This window comes from Actinomadura geliboluensis, assembly GCF_005889745.1.
GTDB classification, from domain to species: Bacteria; Actinomycetota; Actinomycetes; order Streptosporangiales; family Streptosporangiaceae; genus Spirillospora; species Spirillospora geliboluensis.
This window is the reverse complement of record NZ_VCKZ01000159.1, coordinates 1-18,499: the sequence shown is the minus strand read 5'-3', so window position 1 is coordinate 18,499 and position 18,499 is coordinate 1. Positions and strand designations below refer to the sequence as shown.

General features: G+C 70.0%; 22 protein-coding genes. 15 read left to right on the top strand and 7 right to left on the bottom strand.

What is annotated here, in order from left to right; translation table 11 throughout:
- Window positions 1-220 (top strand): fumarylacetoacetate hydrolase family protein (locus ETD96_RS21680; protein WP_138638296.1); only part of this gene is annotated, 220 nt, incomplete at its 5' end.
- A 76-nt stretch (window positions 221-296) separates the two neighbouring features.
- Here ETD96_RS21680 and ETD96_RS21675 read toward each other — a convergent pair.
- The 3 genes from ETD96_RS21675 to ETD96_RS46005 form a co-directional block, all read right to left on the bottom strand.
- Entirely contained in the window at window positions 297-1,124 is an 828-nt protein-coding gene (locus tag ETD96_RS21675; RefSeq protein WP_240807981.1) for a hypothetical protein, read from the bottom strand.
- 2 nt (window positions 1,125-1,126) lie between these two features.
- Entirely contained in the window at window positions 1,127-2,419 is a 1,293-nt protein-coding gene (locus tag ETD96_RS21670; protein WP_138638295.1) for a VWA domain-containing protein, read from the bottom strand.
- Between the two features lie 234 nt (window positions 2,420-2,653).
- Window positions 2,654-2,875 carry a hypothetical protein gene (locus ETD96_RS46005; protein ID WP_205719384.1) on the bottom strand — a complete coding sequence of 74 codons (222 nt, stop codon included), beginning with the start codon at window positions 2,873-2,875 and terminating at the stop codon, window positions 2,654-2,656.
- Window positions 2,876-3,562: 687 nt separating this feature from the next.
- Between ETD96_RS46005 and ETD96_RS21660 the strand changes: the two genes are divergently transcribed.
- The 5 genes from ETD96_RS21660 (at window position 3,563) to ETD96_RS21640 (ending at window position 6,791) form a co-directional block, all read left to right on the top strand.
- A complete protein-coding gene (locus ETD96_RS21660) occupies window positions 3,563-3,901 on the top strand; it encodes a YciI family protein (RefSeq protein WP_138638294.1) in 339 nt (112 codons plus the stop codon).
- Window positions 3,898-5,064, top strand: a complete 1,167-nt coding sequence (locus ETD96_RS21655; RefSeq protein ID WP_138638293.1) for an RNA polymerase sigma factor — start codon at window positions 3,898-3,900, stop codon at window positions 5,062-5,064. Before ETD96_RS21660 ends, ETD96_RS21655 begins: the two co-directional genes overlap by 4 nt.
- A gap of 180 nt (window positions 5,065-5,244) precedes the next feature.
- Window positions 5,245-5,688, top strand: a complete 444-nt coding sequence (locus ETD96_RS21650) for an ester cyclase (RefSeq protein WP_138638292.1) — start codon at window positions 5,245-5,247, stop codon at window positions 5,686-5,688.
- Window positions 5,689-5,773: 85 nt separating this feature from the next.
- Window positions 5,774-6,145: a DoxX family protein gene (locus ETD96_RS21645; protein WP_138638291.1), complete on the top strand. Its 372-nt coding sequence runs from the start codon at window positions 5,774-5,776 to the stop codon at window positions 6,143-6,145.
- Between the two features lie 190 nt (window positions 6,146-6,335).
- Window positions 6,336-6,791, top strand: coding sequence for a nuclear transport factor 2 family protein (locus tag ETD96_RS21640; RefSeq protein WP_138638290.1), 456 nt, complete (start codon window positions 6,336-6,338; stop codon window positions 6,789-6,791).
- A 409-nt stretch (window positions 6,792-7,200) separates the two neighbouring features.
- On the opposite strand, the gene ETD96_RS21635 is transcribed toward ETD96_RS21640, so the two are convergent.
- The gene (locus ETD96_RS21635) at window positions 7,201-7,542 is read right to left on the bottom strand and encodes a DoxX family protein (RefSeq protein WP_138638289.1); all 342 of its coding nucleotides are present in this window, start codon (window positions 7,540-7,542) and stop codon (window positions 7,201-7,203) included.
- A 470-nt stretch (window positions 7,543-8,012) separates the two neighbouring features.
- On the opposite strand from ETD96_RS21635, the gene ETD96_RS21625 reads away from it, so the two are divergent.
- The gene (locus ETD96_RS21625) at window positions 8,013-8,909 is read left to right on the top strand and encodes a LysR family transcriptional regulator (protein WP_138638299.1); all 897 of its coding nucleotides are present in this window, start codon (window positions 8,013-8,015) and stop codon (window positions 8,907-8,909) included.
- A 193-nt stretch (window positions 8,910-9,102) separates the two neighbouring features.
- On the opposite strand, the gene ETD96_RS21620 is transcribed toward ETD96_RS21625, so the two are convergent.
- Window positions 9,103-10,149 carry a sigma-70 family RNA polymerase sigma factor gene (locus ETD96_RS21620; protein ID WP_138638288.1) on the bottom strand — a complete coding sequence of 349 codons (1,047 nt, stop codon included), beginning with the start codon at window positions 10,147-10,149 and terminating at the stop codon, window positions 9,103-9,105.
- Window positions 10,150-10,244: 95 nt separating this feature from the next.
- On the opposite strand from ETD96_RS21620, the gene ETD96_RS21615 reads away from it, so the two are divergent.
- From ETD96_RS21615 to ETD96_RS21600, 4 genes are all read left to right on the top strand, one after another.
- Window positions 10,245-10,901: a maleylpyruvate isomerase family mycothiol-dependent enzyme gene (locus ETD96_RS21615; RefSeq protein ID WP_138638287.1), complete on the top strand. Its 657-nt coding sequence runs from the start codon at window positions 10,245-10,247 to the stop codon at window positions 10,899-10,901.
- Between the two features lie 399 nt (window positions 10,902-11,300).
- Window positions 11,301-11,807 carry an RICIN domain-containing protein gene (locus ETD96_RS21610; protein WP_138638286.1) on the top strand — a complete coding sequence of 169 codons (507 nt, stop codon included), beginning with the start codon at window positions 11,301-11,303 and terminating at the stop codon, window positions 11,805-11,807.
- 178 nt (window positions 11,808-11,985) lie between these two features.
- The gene (locus ETD96_RS21605; protein WP_138638285.1) at window positions 11,986-12,966 is read left to right on the top strand and encodes a LysR family transcriptional regulator; all 981 of its coding nucleotides are present in this window, start codon (window positions 11,986-11,988) and stop codon (window positions 12,964-12,966) included.
- A gap of 106 nt (window positions 12,967-13,072) precedes the next feature.
- Window positions 13,073-13,309 carry an LmrA/YxaF family transcription factor gene (locus ETD96_RS21600; RefSeq protein ID WP_138638284.1) on the top strand — a complete coding sequence of 79 codons (237 nt, stop codon included), beginning with the start codon at window positions 13,073-13,075 and terminating at the stop codon, window positions 13,307-13,309.
- 118 nt (window positions 13,310-13,427) lie between these two features.
- Here the strand turns inward: ETD96_RS21600 and ETD96_RS21595 are convergent, their stop codons facing one another.
- A complete protein-coding gene (locus ETD96_RS21595) occupies window positions 13,428-14,021 on the bottom strand; it encodes a CGNR zinc finger domain-containing protein (protein ID WP_240807978.1) in 594 nt (197 codons plus the stop codon).
- A gap of 56 nt (window positions 14,022-14,077) precedes the next feature.
- On the opposite strand from ETD96_RS21595, the gene ETD96_RS21590 reads away from it, so the two are divergent.
- Window positions 14,078-15,292 (top strand): MFS transporter, encoded by a 1,215-nt coding sequence (locus ETD96_RS21590; RefSeq protein ID WP_171069161.1) that lies wholly within the window; start codon window positions 14,078-14,080, stop codon window positions 15,290-15,292.
- Window positions 15,293-15,438: 146 nt separating this feature from the next.
- Complete coding sequence (locus tag ETD96_RS21585) at window positions 15,439-15,849, top strand: VOC family protein (protein WP_138638282.1); 411 nt, start codon at window positions 15,439-15,441, stop codon at window positions 15,847-15,849.
- Window positions 15,850-15,864: 15 nt separating this feature from the next.
- Here the strand turns inward: ETD96_RS21585 and ETD96_RS21580 are convergent, their stop codons facing one another.
- Entirely contained in the window at window positions 15,865-16,509 is a 645-nt protein-coding gene (locus ETD96_RS21580; protein WP_138638281.1) for an RNA ligase family protein, read from the bottom strand.
- A 353-nt stretch (window positions 16,510-16,862) separates the two neighbouring features.
- Between ETD96_RS21580 and ETD96_RS21575 the strand changes: the two genes are divergently transcribed.
- Complete coding sequence (locus ETD96_RS21575) at window positions 16,863-18,029, top strand: LLM class flavin-dependent oxidoreductase (protein WP_138638297.1); 1,167 nt, start codon at window positions 16,863-16,865, stop codon at window positions 18,027-18,029.
- On the top strand, window positions 18,026-18,499 hold a 474-nt coding region (locus ETD96_RS21570; protein WP_138638280.1), incomplete at its 3' end, for a CE1759 family FMN reductase. The genes ETD96_RS21575 and ETD96_RS21570, both read left to right, overlap by 4 nt.

The following is an 18,499-nucleotide window of genomic DNA, read 5'->3' as shown; positions in this document are numbered from 1 at the left end:
GTCCGACGACACCGGCACGCTGCTGTTCGACCCGGTCTTCCTGGTCAAGTACGTCTCGACGATCGTGCGGCTGCGCCCGGGCGACCTGATCGCCACCGGCACCCCGGCCGGGGTGGGGCACGCCCGCGACCCGAAGGTCTACCTGACCGGCGGCGAGACGGTCGTGACCGAGATCGACGGGCTCGGCGCCTGCACCAACCGCGTCGTCAAGGACGCCTGATGGCTCGCTGGGCGGTGCGGTCGGCTGGACGGCTCCGCGGCCGGGCGCTGCTTGCAGTGCCCGGCCGCGGGCCGGTTCAGCGGGAGGCTGAGAACCAGCGGTACGGGTGGCGGGTCAGGCTGTACCCCGCCACGGCCGCCGCGGCGGCGAGGACACCGCCGCCGATCGTCCACCACCACCGGCCGGACGGCCAGGAGAACCAGCCCTTGACGCGCTCGGTCGGTTTCGGCGCCGAACTGGCCGCGGACGGCGACTCGGACGGCGATGCGGGCGCCGCCGCGTCCGGGGCCAGGGTCGCCCCCGCGTTGACGGGCGGGGACAGCGGCGCCTTCAGATTCGCGCCCGCCGGTTGCGCGTCGCCGTCCTTCGCGGTGATCCGGACGTCCGCCCGGATCGGCAGGCCGAGGTCCTGCTCGGGCAGGGTGCTCGCCGACAGCCGCAGGTAATAGGTGCCCGGCAGCGGGTCGTCGGACCACGGCTCGGCCCACGCGCGGACCCGCCGCAGCGTGCAGCGGAGGTCGACCCGTGTGGCGTTGGCGCCGGCCGTCGCGTTCTGCGGGCCGGCCGTGCACGCCTGGCGGCGGCGCAGCCCGTCGAAGACGTCGGCCGTGTACGTCGCGGCGCCGTGGCGGTTCCCCGCCGGCGGCAGCGTGACGGTCACCGTGACCCGGCCGGTCTGCCCGGCGGCGAGCGCGAACGACCAGTACAGATGGTCGCCCGTCGAGGCGGACACCAGGACCGGCTGCCCCGGTTCCACGGTGGTCGCCGTGAGGAAGGACGTCCCGGCGGTGCCGACCGTCGGGGGCGGGGACGGCTCGTCCGCGGCGGCCGGTCCGGCGGACAGCGGCAGGACGGTGGCCGCCAGCATGGCGGCCGGGAGGACGAGCCGGGGGGCGGCGCGCACGGTCAGTTCTCCTTCCAGATGGCGACCCGCCAGCGGGCGAGCCATCCCATGACGAGACCGGCGACCAGGCCGGTCCCGGTGAGCACGACCAGCAGCAGCCAGCCGCGGCCGAGGTCGGGCCCGCCCGGCGCGTCCGAGGACGGCACCAGGTCGACGGTCAGCTCCAGCGGCATGCCGGGCGCCGTCCTCACGTAGGTGGGGGAGGAGAAGGAGTTGCTGACGACCAGGCAGACCGGCCGCAGCTCGGGCCCGCCGTCGGACGTGGGCGACGCGTCCGCCTTGACCTGCCGTTCCGCCCAGCGCAGGCCGGTGGACCTCACGTCGGTGCGTCCACTGCCCGCGTCGGTGCCGCGGACGAGTTCCTGGCCGTCCGTCGACACCGCGCGCAGCAGCACGCCGTGGTCGGGGTTCAGCCGCCGGTCGAGCGAGAGGCTGATGGAGGCGCGCAGTTCCTGCCCGGGAGCCACCTGCACCCGGTACCAGCGGTGCTCGCTGAACCGCTCCCGGTCGGTGTACACGCCGCGCGTCAGCAGCGGCGCGTTGGCGCACTGCGCGCCCCCGGCCACCTGCTGCGGGGTCTGCCGGTAGGTCGCGCCGGCCCGCTGGACGAGCTGGTTGAGCCGGCCGGTCAGCTCCTCCTGGTGCTGGACGGCCGTGTAGGTGCCGCCGGTCGCGTCCGCGATGCAGGTGAGCTGCCGGCGGACCTTCTCGTCCAGGGTGAGCCCGAGGGTGTCCACGACCAGGTGCGTCCCCTGGGCGGCCAGCTTGCGGGCCACCTCGCAGGGGTCGGGCGGTGAGCACGTGTCCTCGCCGTCGGTGATGAGGACGATCCGCCGTGTCGTCTCCCCGGTGCCGAGGTCGCGGGCCGCCGCGCGGAGCGCCAGCCCGATCGGCGTCCAGCCGGTGGGGCGCAGCGTCGCGATCGCCGTCTTCGCCTCCACCTTGTTCATCGGCCCGACCGGGAAGAGCTGCCGGGTGTCCCGGCAGCCGACGGACTTGGGACTGCCGGGGAACCGGTACTGCGACCCGAGCACCCGGATGCCCAGTTGCGTCTCGCCGGGCAGGGCGTCCACCACTTCGTTCAGCGCCTGCTGAGCGGCCGCCATCCGGCTGCGGCCGTCGATGTCGCGGGCGCGCATCGAACCGCTGACGTCGAGCACCAGTTCGACCTTGGGGGGCTCCGCAGGACCCTCGGCACCGCCGTCATCGGCGGTGCCGGGAGGCGCGCCGAAGAGCGTGAGGGCGGCCAGCAATCCGAGCACGCCGCCGCCCGCGAACCATCGTCTGGTGATCATCGGAGAATCCTATTGACGCCCCGCGGCCCCGATGGCCAAGATCGCCAGACTCCGGGCAGAGGGCATCGATCCGGTGCGAGCCCGGCCGACCGTGCAGCTCCGGCCCAAGCCGACTGAAGCGGACGCATGCCGTTCGACCGACGGCTCCTGCTCCGCATGCTCGACGCACCGTAGAAGGACCGCGGCTGGGCCAGCCTGCGCAAAGTGTCGGTTGGGACGCTCGGCGCCCCAACGTCAGTCGACTGGGTTATCCAGCCACCGGCCATGCCGCATGACGGTGCGCCCAACGAATTCGTGAAAGCCGTTCCAGACCTGGATGCGCCTGGGGTGCAGCCGTAGGTAGACGAACGTGCCCTCCGGGGTAGTGCGGGGGTCTGTGGAAACCTCGGCGTAGCGTTCGGCGATGTCAGCGTCGATGTCGAGGACGTCCATGAGCGACGCGCTGGTGTCGATCATGACGGTGTCAGCGGTATCGCCGAGAGCGACCCGCGCGTGCGGGTGGGCTCCGATGTTGGCGGCAGTGCGGCTCTTGAGGCCACGGGGATCAGATGCGCACCATGACCGTCGCTGCCGGTGGCCAGCCACATCTGGAAGCCGGTTTCGAGCCGGTTTCGAGCACGGGCCTGCCGCTCGGCCAGGCTCCGTGGGACCGGGATCGAGGCGAGCTCTTTGTCAACCTGCACGACGATTCCCCTTCACATGGGTGCAAGTTCTCCTCCCCGCCGGGAGGCTGTACCCCTTAGACGAACGGCACCGCGCGCACTCCGACACGTCGCCGGACCATTCGTCAGCGGGGATCGTTCTGCTCGACGTCAGAACTTTCTACGTCCGACCCCTGACCGACGGAGAGGCGCTCGCAGCCCAGCTCCTGGCGGAACAGCCGCCGAACCTCCAACACGATCACCGTGCGCCGCCCGCCGTGCCAGCCGGGCGCCGCCGATACCGGCTGTGGACTCTTGTCGAAGCAAAACTGATCGCCGAGAGGCGGCCGATCCGGCAGGCGCGGTCAACATCGTGCCGAGGTAAACCCGCACCGGGGTGGCGACGAGCCCTGGGAGTGCCGGAATCCGGAACATCGGTGATGTCCCATGTGCGGCGGCTCGTTCGTCTTAGGGGTGAGAGTCCAATGCCCTGGAGGTTGCGATGCAGTACGCCCTGCTGATCTACGTCGTGCCCGGCTCCCACGAGGGGTTGTCGGACGCGGACCGTGACGTGGTCAACGCCGACTATCGCGCTTTGGCCGATGACGACCGCTGTGTCGTCCACGCGCAACTGCAGTCGGTCGAGACGGCGACCAGCGTGCGCGTGGTCGGGGGCCGGACGCTGATGACCGACGGTCCGTTCGCGGACAACAAGGAGGTGCTCGGCGGAATCGGCCTCATCGAGGCGGCCGACCTGGACGAGGCGCTCGAGATGGCCGCGAGCATCCCGGCCGCCCGGCTCGGCGGCACCGTTGAGGTACGGCCGCTGGTCCGGCCATGAGCCTGCTTGAGAAGACCTTCAGGGAGGAATGGGGCCGGGTCCTGGCCTCGCTGGTCGGTTTTCTGGGCGATTTCGACAAGGCAGAGGACGCCGCGCAGGAGGCGTTCGCGATCGCGGCGGAGCGCTGGCCGGTGACGGGCGTGCCGGACACCCCGGGCGCGTGGCTGGTGACGACGGCACGCAACCGGGCGATCGACCGGATCCGCCGGGAACGCACCCTGGCCGAGAAGATCCCGCTGCTGACGGTGCCGGAGGCCGCTGCGATGGACGAGTTCGACGAGAGCGGGATCAAGGACGAACGGCTTGAGCTGATCTTCACCTGCTGCCATCCGGCGCTGCCGCTGGAGGGGCAGGTCGCGCTCACGCTGCGGGCCCTGGGCGGCTTGGAGACCGCCGAGATCGCACGGGCGTTCCTCGTCTCCGAAGAGACCATGAAGCGCCGCCTGTCCCGAGCCAAGGCCAAGATCAAGGCGACCGGGATCCCGTTCGCGGTGCCAAGGGCACACCTGCTGGCGGACCGTCTCGACGCCGTACTGGCCGTCATCTACCTGATCTACAACGAGGGCTACAGCGGCCGGATCGACCTCGGCGACGAGGCCATCCACCTCGGAGGAGTGCTCGCCGCGCTCATGCCGGACGAGCCGGAGGCGCATGGGCTGCTCGCCCTGATGATGATCCACCAGGCCAGGCGGCGGGCCCGGTTCTCCGGCGACGATCTCGTACTGCTCGAAGACCAGGACCGTTCGCTCTGGGACGAACGCCAGATCGCGACGGGGCGGGCCGCGCTCGATCGGGCGATCGCCTTGGGCGGGCGCGGCCCCTATGTCGTCCAGGCCGCGATCGCCTCGTTGCAGACGCGAGCTCAGATCGATTGGACGCAGGTCGCCGCGATGTACCAGAGGCTGGTCGAACTCACCGGCTCGCCAGTGGTCGAGCTCAACCGCGCAGCGGCGCTCGCCCAGGCCGGCGACCCCGCCACGGCACTGCGCGCGGTCGATGACCTCGACCTGGACGGCTACCTCTACTTCCATTCGACCCGAGGCGAGCTGCTGCGGCGTCTCGGCCGCGACGGAGAGGCCAGATCCGCGTACCGCCGGGCGTTCGACCTGGCCACCTCGCCCCCCGAGCGCAGATTCCTGACCCGTCGCCTCGAACTTTTCTGACCCGGGTCGTCCCCTGGGCGCGTGTTCGTTCGTCGCCTGGACATGAGCGACCACTTCTCCCGCCTTCCGCATCGTGTGGTCGCGTCAGCACGTGTTCCGAGACCGCTGCGCACAGACGGCCAGATCTCACCGTAGGCCGTGGCGGCCACTGAAAGCACATGGAAATCCGAGGAGAAACACATGTCGAAAAGCCAGACCGCGATCAACAAGGCGACGTGCAGTCGAGGGGTGCAGGTGGTCAACAGCGGTGATGCGGACCTCATCTCCACGACCTTCGACGAAGTCTTCCACCCGGACGTCCTGATCCGCACCCCCTTGCCGATCGGAAAGACGGGAGTCGAGGCGATCAAAGAGGTGTTCGCCAAGCTCCTCGGCGCCTTTCCCGACCTGCACGTCACGATCGAGGACGTGATCGCCGAGGGGGACAAAGTCGTCTCCAGTAACACCGTGAGCGGAACTCATCAAGGCGAGTACATGGGCACCCCGCCCACCGGAAAGGTCGTCACCTGGAAGGAAATCATGATCGTTCGATTCGAGGACGGGCGGATCGCCGAGAGCTGGGGGGTCGTCGACGTCCTCTCGCAGATGCGACAGCTCGGAGTGATCCCCGCAGGCCCCTCGTGACCTGGCGGCCGAGGTCCTGAGGGGCAGCCGCCGGCTTCGACGAGGCTCGTGAAAAGCTTCTCACGTCAACAGAAAAGACCTTTTGATGAACGTGTTCTTGTGGATCGTCCAGGCGCTCCTAGCGGCCATCTATGTCATGTCCGGCCTGGAGAAACTCACCCAACCGAAGGACAAGTTGGCCGGCAAGTACGCCTGGGTGAAGGACGTATCTCTGGCAACGCTGCGATTCATCGGTGTCATGGAACTGCTCGGCGCGATCGGACTGATCGTGCCGGCCGCGACCGGAATCGCCCCCGTCCTGACCCCGATCGCCGCGACGGGGCTGGTGATCTTGATGCTCCTGGCGGTGGCCATGCACGTCCGTCGTAAGGAGCCGTCCGGAGTGCCGGTCACCGCCATCTTGCTGGTGCTCGCCGCGTTCGTCAGCTGGGGACGATTCGGCCCGTACGGCTGGTGACCATCCCGACCACCACCATGTTCACGACCACCAGCCCGAACGCCGAACACGCCGCCCGAGCCGAACCGGCCCGGCACACCCGCCAAAAAGTCGCAGGCCATGTGGCGGGGTGGCATCCCAACTCACATTCCGAGGGGCTGTGTGGTCGTACCAATGAGAAGAGCACTCAGCGACATCAAGGAGGACATAGATGAGTGACTTTGCGGTCATCGCTGACCGCGTCCAGATCGAGGCGCTGCGCGCCGAGCACGTCGACGCGCCCATGCTCGGCGACTACGACCGTTTCGCGTCGTTGTTCACCGAGGACGCGGTGTGGCAGCTGCCCTTCGCCCATGTCGAACTCGTCGGGCGGGAGAATATCCGCGCCGGGATCGAACGGCTGCAGCATGCGTGGGAGTTCTGGGTGCAGAACTCGCACTCGGGCACGATTCACGTCGACGGCGACACCGCGACCGGCCGGGATTACGTCTTCGAGATCGGTCGCCAGCGCGACGGCAGGTCGGTCGTCATGTACGGCCTGTTCCACGACCACTACAAGCGCACATCGGACGGCTGGAAGTTCGCCGAGCGCGTTCTCGAGCCCAGGTACCTCGACACCACTCCACTGACGGGCGGACCGCCCCAGGGATCCTGGAGCGACCACTGATACTCCAGCCAGGCTGGGTGATGACATGGCTGGTTGGCGGCTCGCCGTTGGCGGTGAACGTCGCCCATCGGGATCGGGAAAACCGCCAGTAATCCAGCAGCCAGGTCGTGAATGCAACACCGGCTCCCGCCGGGCCCCGCGTACCCTGGGGCCCGGCGTTTCCGTGCAGAGTTTTCGAGTTACCGTTCCGCTACGCCGATGCGCCCCCCCTCCGGGCCCTAGTGCGTTTGGTCTGGAGCGCGGATGCACGGCGCATTTCGTCGCGCACACGATGAGCGCACGCGAAGAGCGAGAAGTGCCGCTGGGCTGGAATCGGGGGTGCGGTTGTGAGGATCCACAGACCGGTCGGGCGGTGGGTTGCGCCTGCCCTCGACCTCAGGGACGTGCCCCGGGCGTTCGTGCTGATGGGTTACGAGGTCACGACCAGGGTCGCCACGACCGGGGCCAGGTAGAGCACCGGGAAGGGCAGGGTCTTGTACGAGCGTGCGCGCAGCACGGTGGCGATGGCGCCGAGGAAGTAGGCCGTCAGGCCGATCGCCGCGGCGATCCCGACCGCCGGGACCGCGAGGCCGACCAGCAGGCCGATTGCGCCGGCGAGCTTGGCGGCGCCCAGCCAGGTCCACCAGGTGCGGGGGACTCCGTAGGCGATGAGGGGCTGGACGACGAAGTCGGCGCGGCGCAGCAGGGAGATGCCGGAGAAGCCGACCCAGGCGGCGGTGGCGGCGGTGACGGCGATCAGGGTGGTGGACAACGGGGTCTCCTTAAGGTCAGCTACAAGGACGTTCACTTCTCCAGCCCCGGGGACCGGCGAACGTGACAGCCCCAACGGAGAAAGTTCGGATCAGTCAATGGTTCGCGCGAAGCGCGGCGCCCCGTCCGTCCCGGTCGTGACCGCATACGGGCCGCCATGATGGTGCGGGCGTGCTCGGTGACCGGGTCGGCGGCCCAGTCCCACCAGGCGGCACGGCGCAGCCGGTCCACATCGTTCGGGACCGTAGGCGTAGAGCACGTTGCGGTGCTCGAAGTCGGTCGCATGGTCGGGAGACAAGGAAGTCCTTCGCAGATCGGTCGGCGTCGCAGCGGGCCAGGGGCGGCAGGGCGCAAGCGGCGGTCCGGGCGCCCTGAACTGGTCCCACCCTCCGTCAAGGCGCCGTTCTTGATCAACGTGAACTTCGTAAACTGATCGATAACCCGGCTGTTATGGATCGGAACGAGGTGCGAGTGGAACTGCGGGACATCGAGATCTTCCTGGCCCTGGCCGAGGAACTGCACTTCGGCCGTACCGCCGAGCGGCTGCACGTCTCCCAGGCCCGCGTCAGCCAGGCGATCAAGAAGCAGGAGCGCCGCATCGGCGCCCCGCTGTTCGACCGCACCAGCCGCAGGGTGCGCATCACCCCGGCCGGAGAACACCTGTACCGGGAGCTCAGCGCCGGCTACCGCCAGATCATGGACGGGATCGAGGCGGTGTCCGCCGCCGCCCGCGGCACCTCGGGGACGCTGACCCTGGGCGCCATGGGCCCGCAGGCCTGGATGATCCAGAAGGTCGTGGAACTGTTCCAGACCCGTTACCCGGCCGCCCGGATCCGCCACCGCGACATCAACCCGATCGACCCTCTCTCCCTGCTCCGCTCAGGTGAGATCGACCTCGGACTGCTGTGGCTGCCGATCCGCGAACCGGGTCTCACCGTCGGCCCGGTCACGCACACCTCCGCGCTCATGCTCATGGTCGCCGACACCCACCCCTTCGCCGGGCGCGAATCGGTATGCCTGGAGGACTTCGGCGACTGCACGTTCATCTCGCCCAAGTCCGCAGTCCCGGCATACGTCGAGGAGGTCTTCCAGCCCTCTCACACCCCCGCCGGGCGTCCCATCCGACGCGGGCCGCAAGTCGCGAGCTGGCACGACCAGTTGACGGCGGTGAGTTCGGGGCAGGCCGTCGCCGCGACCGTGGCCGAGGCCGCCCGCTTCTACCCGTGGCCCAACCTGGTCTACGTCCCCGTTCGTGACGCCCCGCCCTGCCGATGGGCTCTCGTCTGGCGCACCGCCAACGCAGGCCCGCTCCTTCTAGCCTTCGCCCAAACCGTCCGCGACCTCGACACCACCGACGCGCAGGAGTGACCTGGCCATCCTGTGACCAGAAGTCACCGACGCGCGGGGTGTCGCTGCGGCCGTTGCTGGACGGGCTGCAGGCCGGTGTCTAGTCGATCTTTAAGGGCCTCCGGCTCACGGCGTCCGGGGCCAGAACCTCAAGAGGCAGCGCGATACCTAGCGCAGCATGAGCGGGTATCCGGATGCGTGGCGGGGCTGCCGGTCAGGGAAGTGAGGCGGGCAGGTCGAAGGGGGCGAAGTGGTCGGCGCCGATGAACGAGGTGATGTCGGCGATCTGGTGGCCGCGCAGGGTGAGTACGGTGATCGACCAGCCGTGGTGCGGGCCTACGGCGTCCTGGCCGAGGTAGAACGCCACGGCGGGCTGCCCGTTCGCGCTGGTCACGAGGTGCCGCCAACTCGGGCATCTGGTCATCGGGACCTGGACGGCGAAGTCGACGACCGCCTCGATTCCGCGGTACCAGTGCGGCATGGGCGGCATCGACCAGGTGACGTCCTCGGTGACCAGCGCGACCAGCGCATCGGCGTCGCCGCGTTCCAGCGCCGTGGCGAATCCGCTGACGGCTTCGCGTACTCGTGCGTCGTCGACCGCCCGCAGCGTGTGCTGCTGGGTCGGAGTGGGCACCTTGGCGGCGATCACCCGGCGGGCCCGTGCCAGAGCGGAGTTCACCGATGTGGCCGAGGTGTCCATCATGGTGGCGATCTCTGCCACGGAGAAGCCGAGGACCTCGAACAGCAGCAGCGCGGCCCGCTGGTTTCCCGATAGGTGCTGCAGCGCGGCCACAAAGGCCAGCTCGACGGCTTCGCGCTGCTCGTAGCGCGCGTCCGGGCTGCTCGCACCGGGTGCGAGGCCCGCATCGGGATAGGGGCCGAGCCAGGCGACATCGGTCTGCGGGGCGGCGTCGATCACGGCGAGGTCGCCGGCGGGCCCGAGATCGACCGGCATCGCGCGCCTGCTGCGGGACTTCACGGTATCCAGGCAGGTGCGGGTGGCCACGGTGTACAACCAGGTACGCAGTGAGCTGCGGCCCTCGAAGCGTGCCAGCCCGCGCCAGGCCCGCAGCAGAGCATCCTGCAGAGCGTCGTCGGCGTCGTGAACCGAGCCGAGCATGCGGTAGCAGTGGGCGTGCAGCTCCCGGCGGAGCGGGGCCACCAGGCGAGTGAACGCAGCGTCGTCTCCGTCGCACGCCAAGGCCAGGTCGCCGCCCTCTGATGCGGAGTCCGCAGCCTGCCCGGAAACGAATTGGCTCACAAGAGACGATTCTGCCGCACGGCGAAAGTCTCCTCTGCCGACCGGACTCACCCGTCCGCCCTACGACGTGCACTTACGACAGGAGACCATCTGACATGAGCGAGTCGGCACCGAAGACACACCCCCGCCGCGGGACGGGCATCTGGCCGTTGATCCACAGCGAGCGGGCGGCCCTGGCGGCCGACCTGGCGGAACTGACCGGCGCGCAGTGGGAGACGCCGTCGCTGTGCGCCGGGCTGACGGTGCGGGAGGTGCTGGCGCACCTCACCGCGGGGGCGAGCCTGACCCCCGTGCGCTGGATGGCGGGCGTGATCCGCTGCCGGTTCGACTTCGACAAGCAGGTGGCCATGCGGCTGACCGAGCAGATGGGCGCGACTCCGGCCGAGACGCTCGACCGCTTCCGCCGCGTCGTCACCAGCACCACCAAACCACCCCTACCGGCCACGGCGATGCTCGGTGAGACGATCGTGCACGGCGAGGACATCCGGCGGCCGCTGGGCATTCGCCGCGCGTACCCGATCGAGACGCTCACCCGGGTGGCCGAGAACTACCAGGGCTCCGACCTCGTCGTCCTCGCCAAGGGCCGCATCCGCGGCCTGCGACTCGTCGCCGTGGACGGACCTTTCAGCACGGGCTCCGGGCCGCTGGTGTCCGGTACCACCCTGGCTCTGACCATGGCGATGACCGGACGCGCGACCTACTGCGACGAACTCGAAGGCGACGGTGTCGCGATCCTGCGCGACCGCTGCTGACCAGCGTGACCGTGCCGGATGCCATGTAGGCGGATTGTTGCAAGCTCGGGCATAGCGCATGGCGGACGCTGGAACTCCCGCTACGGGCGGCAGACGCTCTGCGCGGGTCGATAGTGACGGCGGGGTGCCCAACGAGGCGATCGCCCGCCGCTACCTGACCCCTCGGATCGCCGCCGACAGTCCGGTGGCCCGGTTCGACAGCCGTGGCGTCGAACCGGCCCCGGCGGGATCTCATGGGACGCCCGGGGCCGCCGCCGACCCGATTGATCGGCGTCCTTGATCAATCGGGCGCGCACGCGGATCGCCGAACACTGCCCGACCGACCCGGCCTGGTGCAAGATCTCAAAACGGAAGCGGCGCGTCCTGCCCGCCGCTCATCCGGTTCTGCTCCCAGAGGAGATGAGAAGTGCTCACCAAACGCGATGGACAAGGCAACCGCCCGCGCCGGCGCCTCGGCCGCGCCGGCGCCTCGGCCGCGCCGCCGCCGGGGCGGCCGCGGTCGCGGCCTCCACGGGCGCGCTGACCTTCGTCGCGCCCGCGACCGCTCACGCCGATTCGATCCACTGGTTCAACAACCAGGCGACCGGCCGCTGCTTCAACTGGCCCAACTCGAACTGCGCCTACCCGGAGAACAACAAGATCAACGTCCATCCGTGGCGGGACGGCACCTACGAGCTGAAGTGGGTGCGCGGCGGCAACTGCTTCGACGACAGCGACGCCTACGGCTTCCGCCTGTTCCAGTGCAACTCGAGCAAGTTCCAGAGCTGGTACCTCCACCGCTGGAACGACGGCACCACGCAGATCAAGAACCAGGCCACGGGCCGGTGCGTGGACGACAGCTTCGCGTACGGCCTGCGCACGTACGCCTGCAACTCGACGGAGTTCCAGAGCTGGTTCGGCTGGTGATCGCGGCGGCGTGACGGGCGTCCCGACCAGGGGCCGCCGGGGCGCCGCCGCCGAACAGCCGTCTACGGGGGCGGCTCCCGGGCCTCACCGCGGCTCGGGAGCCGGCCGGCACGCACAGGGCGGGGCCGAAGGGTACATCCACTACTTTTGGACATCTCTGACTGTTGGAGATGTCTCGATGCCCCCCACGCCGCCCGGTGAAGCCGGGATGAACGAGCGGTGGAACACCCCCGAAGCTGTGCGCCAGAACGCCCCCAGCGCGTACCAGCTCCACCTTTTCCTGACGCTGGCCGACGAGCTGCACTTCCGGAGATCGGCGCAGCGCCTCTTCATGTCCCAGGGGGCGTTCTCCCAGCAGATCAGCGCGCTCGAACGCCGCCTCGGCCTGCGCCTGGTCGACCGCACCACCCGGCGCGTGACGCTCACCCCGGCCGGGGCGGCGCTGATCCCGTACGCGCGCGCGGTCGTCGCCTCGACCGACCGCTTCCTCCAGGCCGCCCGGCAGCACCTCAACGTCGCCACCAAGCGGATGGTGATCGGTGCGTTCGAGTCCATCACCGCGATCCCGCCCGTAGCGTCCATGATCAAGGAGCTGGGCGACCGGATCGACGGCCTGGACATCCAGATCGTCCGCTCCGGGTTCGCCGGGGGCGTGCACGCGCTGTTCAACGAGGAGGTCGACGCGGCGTTCGTCGCCCTGCCCGTCCCCGAGGGGATCCAGACGCTGCCGCTCGCGAGCGGCGAGCGCTGTGCGGTCATGGCCAGCACGGACCCGCTCGCGGACAGGGACGTCCTCTCGCTGTCCGACCTCTCCGACCGGCCCGTCATCGGGTTCTCGCCGGACGTCCCCAAGGTGTTCCAGGACTACTGGTCGGTCGACCCGCGCCCGGACGGCGCCTCCGTCCGCTACACGTCCCACCGCGTCACGGACTACGAGTCGGCGCTGGCCGCCATCGCGCTGGGCGCCGGCATCCAGCTCGTCCCGACCGTCGCCCGCGAGCTGTACCCGCGCCCGCACGTCTCCTACGTGCCGGTGGACGGCCTCCCACCGTGGACGATCGCGCTCGCGTGGCTCCCCAAGAACCGCGACAGCGAGCCCATCGCGACCCTCCGCGCCATCGCCCACGCCGCGATCCAGCTCACCCCGTCGGCCCCCTGACGGCGCGGGGCCTCCTCAGGGGCGGGGAATGCTGTTCTGCAACCTCGGCTCACGCGTCCCGTGTGCGCTGCGCCCTGCCGGCAGTGCCAGAGCGATCGGGGAGGGGTTGCCGCCGCCGCGCGGCAGGGCGTGCGCGGACGTGTTCACCGGCTGGCGCGCCGCGACCGCACGGCGGTTCGCGGCCGAAGGACTCGAATCACCGGACGACCTGGCGACCTTCGTGTTCGCCGCGTTCGAGGGGGCCCTCATCCTGAGCCGCACCGGCCACGACACCGGCCCGTTGCACGTGACCGCCGGCATCGTCGCCGAGACGATCCGCCGGCGCAGCCGGAAAGCCCGATGATCATCGCCGGGTCCGGCGGCCAGTAAAAGTCCGGTCGAACACCGCCTTCACCGACGACGCCATGCTCGGCATGGTGCTGCGCCTGCGTGCCCAGGCGTGGCGAGACACGCCCGCCAGGTCACGGCTGGCTGTTCTGCTCCTCCTCGCGGGTCTGCACGGCGAAGCGGGCGCGGCGGTGGGCCGCGACGCGTTCACGGGTTGCGCATCGGCGGGAGCAGTAGCGGCGTTCAGGTCCGCTGCCCTGGTTGATGAAGACGTTCTGGCAGCTGGGAGATGAGCAGATCCGGCCGGGCGGCCGCTGCCGGTCCCAGACTAGGACGGTCAGGGCCATGCAAGAAGAGGCGAGGAGCCACTGGCCCCAGGGGGCGTTGTCGTTGTGATCGAGGTGCGGATGCCAGGGCGTACTGCCGTCGTGCGAGGTCAGGCGGAGCGGCCCGGTGTGCTCCCGCAGGAGGCGGTTGAGGACGCCGGCGGCGGCGTCGACGTGCTCGGCGGCGAAGACGTCGCGGAGCAAGGCGGCGGCCGCGCGCATCTCGGTGATATCGGCGGCGGTGAGTTCCGCAGGCACGGACTCGCCGTAGGTCTCGAGTACGCCGGCGACGGCCGCCGGGTCGGGGCGGTCACCGGCGAGGGCGTTGATGAGCGCGGCGGCCCGCCGGGCCATGGTCAGCACGGAATGGCGGGTGGACCAGTCGCCGGTATCGGGTCGCATGGACCGAATGTAACGCATATTGCTGTTTTTTGAGTTACCTCCGTATCGTTGCGCCGGTGAAGCGGCGCTACTCGTTGTACTCGTACCTCGCCGGGGCAGTGGCGGCCCGTCTCGGAGACGACATGTCCGGGCCGGCGCTGATGCTGGCGGGATTCGCCTTGACCGGGTCGAGCACGGATGCGTCCTCGCTCCTCGCGGGCATCACGGTCTCCGCCGCGGTCGGGGGACCGGTACTCGGAGCACTTCTGGACCGAGCGGGACGACCCGGCCGCATGCTGGGCGGAGCGATCGCGCTGTACGCGGCGGGCCTGGCCCTGATCCTGCTGGGGCTCGGCCACGTCCCGTTCACCGTCACCATCGTGATCGCCGTGGTGACCGGGCTGCTGGGACCGGCCCTGTCGGGCGGGTGGACCGCCCAGCTTCCCCGGGTGGTGACCGGCGACCGCCTGCCCCGGGCGAACGCGCTCGATGCCATGACCTTCAGCGCGGCGAGCCTGGTCGGCCCGGCTCTCACCGGCGTCGCCGCGGAGGCGCTGGGAGCCCCGACGGCCGTGGTGGTATCCGCCGTGCTCATCGCCTTGGCGCTGCCGGCCGCGTGGAGGCTCCCCGCCCGCCTCGCCCGAGCCCCGCACGCCCAACCGGCCTCACTGATCAGCGACCTCGCCGCGGGCATGCGAGTCATCGCCGGGAAGCGCCTTCTGGCGCGAGCGACCCTCGCCTCGGTGGTGTGCTGCACCACGCAGGGCATGCTGACCGCCTGCCTCCCCCTGCTCGGTGAGCGCGTCCTGGGCGGACCCAACCAGGGAGTGATGCTCCTGTCCTGCTCGGCGATCTCCGCCTTGGGGGCCAACGCCCTGCTGGCGCGGTTCCCGCGTGCCATCGCCCCCGACACGATCATCTGGGTCAGCGCGCTGGTCCAGGCCGCCGCGCTGGCCCTGGCCGCTGCGGGACGGCCGGCCCTGCTGATCGTGGCCGTCATCATCGCCGGGATCGGCGAAGGGCCCCAACTGGTCGCCCTGTTCGCGATCCGCCACCGGGAGGCCCCCGAGAACCTGCGCGGCCAGATCTTCACCACCGGCGCCAGCCTCAAGATCACCGGATTCGCCGTGGGAGCGGCGATCACCGGGCCTGTCGCGGCCTGGTCCCTCCCCGGCGCCCTGACACTCGCATCAGCCCTCGCGGTCGCGGCAGTCCCGGCAGCCCTCGCCATCCCCGTCAGCAACGTCGATGCCTGGAGAGAGGAACCGGCAGATTCCGGTCGGATGTCCTAGGGAATGCCGTTCGTGGCCGTGGGGGGACGACCCGGTGTGGCGCGAGACGCTCACCGACCTGGTCATCGCCCCGATCGCCGACCGCCCAGTCTGCGGCATCGAGGGGGAATTGACCGCCTTGTTTGATCTTGTGACACGATCGCGGGATGCTGCGACTCACCGATTTCATCATCGACTGCCCGGACACGATGAAGCTGGCGGCCTTCTACTCCGAGGTGACGGGTCGCCCGGTCAAGGAGGGCAGCGACGGGGACTGGGCCGGTATCCAGTTCGGCGAGATCGAGCTGGCCTTCATCCGTGTCGAGGACTATCGCGCCCCGCAGTGGCCCGACAGCGAGCACCCCAAGCAGTTCCACCTCGACTTTGAAGTCGACGACATTGAGGCCGAACAGGACCGGGTTCTGGCTCTCGGCGCGACCCTGCAGCAGGACTTCATCCGCCCGGACGGCTACGGCTGGCGCGTCTACACCGATCCCATCGGCCACCCCTTCTGCCTCTGCCGCAACAAGGGCGTCATCTGGACCGACCAGGGTCTCGTCTGGCCCGAGCGCAACTAGATCTACAACTGACGATCATCGTTGACCCCTGGGCGTCTCCGGCCGCTTTTGTTCACATCGCCGCGAGGTGGTGCGTGGGTCGAGTACGGCTGGTTCAGTGGTCTTGAAGGGTGGCCAGCGTGCGGGCCGCGGGCGTGAGCGCGGCGGCCAGGCGTTGGTGATCGGGTCCGGGTAGGCCGCCCAGGTCGTCATCAAGGTCGGCCAGTAGGTCGGCCACCACCTCGGCAGCCAACTCGGCCGTGTCGGCGGTGGGCCGAGTTTGCTGCGGGCCGCGTCCGCTCGCGGTGGGGTGAGCCGCTCGACCGCAGCGGCCAGCAGCCAGGGCGGTCCCGGGGAGGTGGCGACGGCGCCGTCGAACGCCAGCCACACCAGGTCAGGGCAGTACCACACGCCGGTCTGCACGGGGCCGATGCCCTCGACCGGCGTCACCTGCGGGTGCGGATAGCCTCCGCCCGCCAGTTCCCCATACAAGATCAGATCTTGTCCGGCCGCGCGGGCCGCTGCCGCCGCCGCTGTCGCCAGTACCGGCCACAGACGCGTCACCCCGAAGAACCCCTCAAGCCGGTCCTCGTCCAACAGCCCGCGCCGCCCGGCGGCCCGCGCCGTCCGACCATCGCTGACCAACGCGAGATGGGCGCCGTGCACCTTCTCCTCGGCCACCCGGCTCCCGCCGGGCAACGGCCCGTCGCCGAACCGCTGCGGGATCTTCGGATACCACACGGCCTGACCTCCGTTCCGCGCCCGGACGCCCTGCGATCCGGCCGGGACACTCTGGCGGGCAGCTTCTCCGACGCCCATCTGAAGATCAACTTGTTTTCAAACGTCCAGTTCAGAGGCTTCACGTAACCGTGACCGACAGGGCACCTCAGGGGCAGGATGCGGCGGGCCGTCTCACTGCCTCAAAGGGGGCTAGATCAGTTAGATCCGGGCATTTGCCGAGCTCGCGCTGGGGTAGGGCAGCCGTTGGCGAACGACACGAGGAGGAGGCGAGGGAGGAGGGCGGAATGTCGGGGATGCAGTTCGGGATCTTCACGGTCGGGGACGTCACGCCGGACCCGACCACGGGGAGGGTGCCGTCGGAGGCGGAGCGGATCAAGGCGACCGTGGCGATCGCGAAGAAGGCCGAGGAGGTGGGGTTGGACGTCTTCGCGACCGGTGAGCACCACAACCCGCCGTTCACGCCGTCGTCGCCGACCACACTGCTGGGATTCATCGCCGCGCGGACCGAGCGGCTGCTCCTGTCGACGTCCACCACCTTGATCACCACCAACGACCCGGTCAAGATCGCTGAGGACTTCAGCGTCCTGCAGCACCTGGCGGACGGGCGGGTGGACGTGATGCTCGGGCGGGGCAACACAGGCCCGGTGTATCCGTGGTTCGGGCAGGACATCCGCATGGCCGTGCCCCTCACGGTGGAGCATTACGGGTTGCTGCGCCAGTTGTGGCGCGAGCCGGTGGTCGACTGGTCGGGAGAGTTCCGCTCCCCGTTGCAGGGCTTCACCTTGGCGCCCCAGCCGTTGGACGGGGTGCCCCCGTTCGTCTGGCACGGTTCCATCCGCACCCCCGAGGTCGCCGAACTCGCGGCCTTCTACGGAGACGGGTTCTTCGCCAACCACATCTTCTGGCCGGCCACGCACACCGAGCGGATGGTGCGGCTGTACCGGGAGCGCTACGAGCACCACGGCCACGGCGCCCCCGACCAGGCGATCGTGGGCCTGGGCGGGCAGGTGTTCATGCGCCCCAAGAGCCAGGACGCCGTCGCCGAGTTCCGGCCCTACTTCGACAACGCCCCGGTGTACGGCCACGGGCCCTCGCTGGAGGAGTTCACGGCGCAGACCCCGTTGACGGTCGGCTCGCCGCACCAGGTGATCGAGCGGACGCTGGGGTTCCGGGACTACGTGGGGGACTACCAGCGGCAGCTGTTCCTGATCGACCACGCGGGCCTGCCGCTGAAGACGGTCCTGGAGCAGTTGGACCTGCTCGGGGAGGAGGTCGTGCCGGTGCTGCGCAAGGAGTTCGCGATCGGCCGTCCGGAGCGCGTCCCGGACGCCCCGACGCACGAGTCGCTCGTCGCCGCGGCCCGCGGTGAGTCCCCGGCCACCGGCGAGGCCAGTGGCCCGGCCGGTGACGCCGCGCGCGCCCGACGATCGGGACCGGATCGGCAGGGGGAGCGGCCATGACCACGCTGATGGTGGTGAGCGGCGGGCTGCGGGAGCCGTCCTCGACCCGGTTGCTGGCCGACAGGATCACCGGGGCGGTCACCGACCGGCTCTCCCGCGAGGGGACGGAGGCGACCACGTCGGTGGTGGACCTGCGTCGATTCGGACGGTCGATCATGGATGCGATGCTCACCGGGTTCGCCGGGGCCGAGCTGGAGGAGATCTTCGAAGCCCTGGCCCGGGCGGACGGGCTCATCGCGGTGACCCCGGCGTTCAACGCCTCGTTCAGCGGGCTCTTCAAGTCCTTCTTCGACGTCCTGCCCGAGGAGACGCTGTCGGACATGCCGGTGCTGATCGCGGCCACCGGCGGCACCGAGCGGCACTCGCTCGTCCTCGAGCACGCGCTGCGACCGATGTTCTCCTACCTGCACGCCGTGGTGTCCCCGACCGGGGTCTACGCGGCGACCGCCGACTTCGGCACCGGGGACGGC